Below are 1,510 nucleotides of genomic sequence, written 5' to 3' on the forward strand. Positions count from 1 at the left end.
AGCGCTGCCGGAGGTCGTCGGCGAAGTGCCGCGTGGTCGCCGCCGGCGCTGCGGGGAGCGAGGAGGCCATCCTGACGATGCTACGCGGGTTTCCTCCGGTGCAGTCCGGCCGGTCCGCCCTGTTCGCCGTCAGCGCTGTTCGCCGTCAGCAGTGCCGGCCGCGTCCGCCGTCGACCCCGGACCGCCGTCAGACCTGCGCGGTGCGGCGGCAGACCTCCTCCCACGGCGTCGGGGTGATGCCGAAGCGGGCCCGGGCAGCGGCATCGGCCAGCACGTAGGGCCGCTCCCACTGGTAGATGATCTCGCGCATCTCTCGCATGAAGGGCACGGCCAGTGCCGCGGCGGCCAGCCCGGCGCCGCGCAGTGTCGAGATGCGCACGGGCGGCTTGCCCACGCTCGCGAGCACGTCGGTCAGGGCCTGTGCCTGCGTGACGGGCGCGTTGCTCGGCACGTGCCAGACGCGGCCGTGGGCGCCCGGGTCCTCGGCGGCGGCGACCAGGGTGCGGGCGGCGTCGGCGACATCGGTGAAGGTGTGGGGCTGGTCGGTGCGGCCTATCATCAGCACCCGCTTGCCGAGCAGGGCGTCCGGCACGACGCGCGAGACGTGGCCGTTCCCGCCCACGCCGCGGCCCATGTAGTCGGAGCCCCGGATCTCGACGGCCCGCACCCGCCCGGCCTCGTGCGCGGCCCGGGCGTCGGCCCACATCCGGGCGCGGAGCCGGCCCTTGTGGTCGGTGGCGGCGTCGGGCAGATCCTCCGAGATCGGCACGTCGACGGGGCCGTACGGGTACAGGGTGCCGGTGATCGCGTAGACCGCGCCCGAGCGCTCCGCGGCGGACAGCAGGGACGCGGCGAGCGGCGGCCACACCCGCTCCCACTGGGTGTAGTCGGCGGGGTTGGCGCAGTTGTAGAGGTAGTCGGAACCCTCGGCCGCACGGGCCAGGGCGTCGGCGTCCGAGGCGTCGAGGGCGAGGTGCTCCACGCCGTCGATCCCGGTGCCGCGGCCCGAGCGGCTCACGACGGTGACCTGTGACCCACGCTCGGCCAGGAGGGCGGCGACGTGGCGGCCGATGGGGCCGGCGCCGACGATGAGGTGACGGTCAGACATGATCGATGCTCCAATCTGAGAGCGGTGCTCTCAACCAGTGGCGCAAGCGTGGCACGAGCGGGTGCGTCCTGGCAAGAGCGGCGCTCTCGTTTGTGTGCGGTGATCTGCCGTGCGAACCTGGGCGGCATGAGTCCGGCCCGCACCGCCCGCGCCCTTGCCCGCGAGACGATCACCCGCGAGATCCTGGACTCCGCCCGCGCGCGGCTGACCACCGATGGCGCCGCGGCGCTCTCCCTGCGCGCCGTCGCGCGGGACGTCGAGATGGTGTCCTCGGCCGTGTACCGGTACTTCCCGAGCCGGGACGCCCTGCTGACGGCCCTGCTCGTCGAGTCGTACGACGAGCTCGGGGCCGCCGCGGAGGCGGCCGACGCCGCCGTCGCCGACCGGGCGGACGCCGGCGCC

Annotated in this window: 2 protein-coding genes; one reads left to right on the forward strand and one right to left on the reverse strand. The window is 74.7% G+C overall.

Annotation, left to right across the window (positions count from 1 at the left end):
- Positions 1-187 precede the first annotated feature (187 nt).
- Positions 188-1,108, reverse strand: a complete 921-nt coding sequence (locus tag PROKR_RS13610) for an NAD-dependent epimerase/dehydratase family protein (RefSeq protein WP_036964109.1) — start codon at positions 1,106-1,108, stop codon at positions 188-190.
- Between the two features lie 126 nt (positions 1,109-1,234).
- On the opposite strand from PROKR_RS13610, the gene PROKR_RS34870 reads away from it, so the two are divergent.
- Positions 1,235-1,510 (forward strand): helix-turn-helix domain-containing protein (locus PROKR_RS34870; RefSeq protein WP_036964133.1); only part of this gene is annotated, 276 nt, incomplete at its 3' end.

The organism is Promicromonospora kroppenstedtii DSM 19349 (genome assembly GCF_000515355.1).
In the GTDB taxonomy this organism is placed as follows: Bacteria; Actinomycetota; Actinomycetes; order Actinomycetales; family Cellulomonadaceae; genus Promicromonospora; species Promicromonospora kroppenstedtii.

What these genes read in the sequence shown, in the direction of transcription:
- PROKR_RS13610 (WP_036964109.1), bottom strand. Translation starts at nt 1,108, where the DNA reads ATGTCTGACCGTCACCTCATCGTCGGCGCCGGCCCCATCGGCCGCCAC.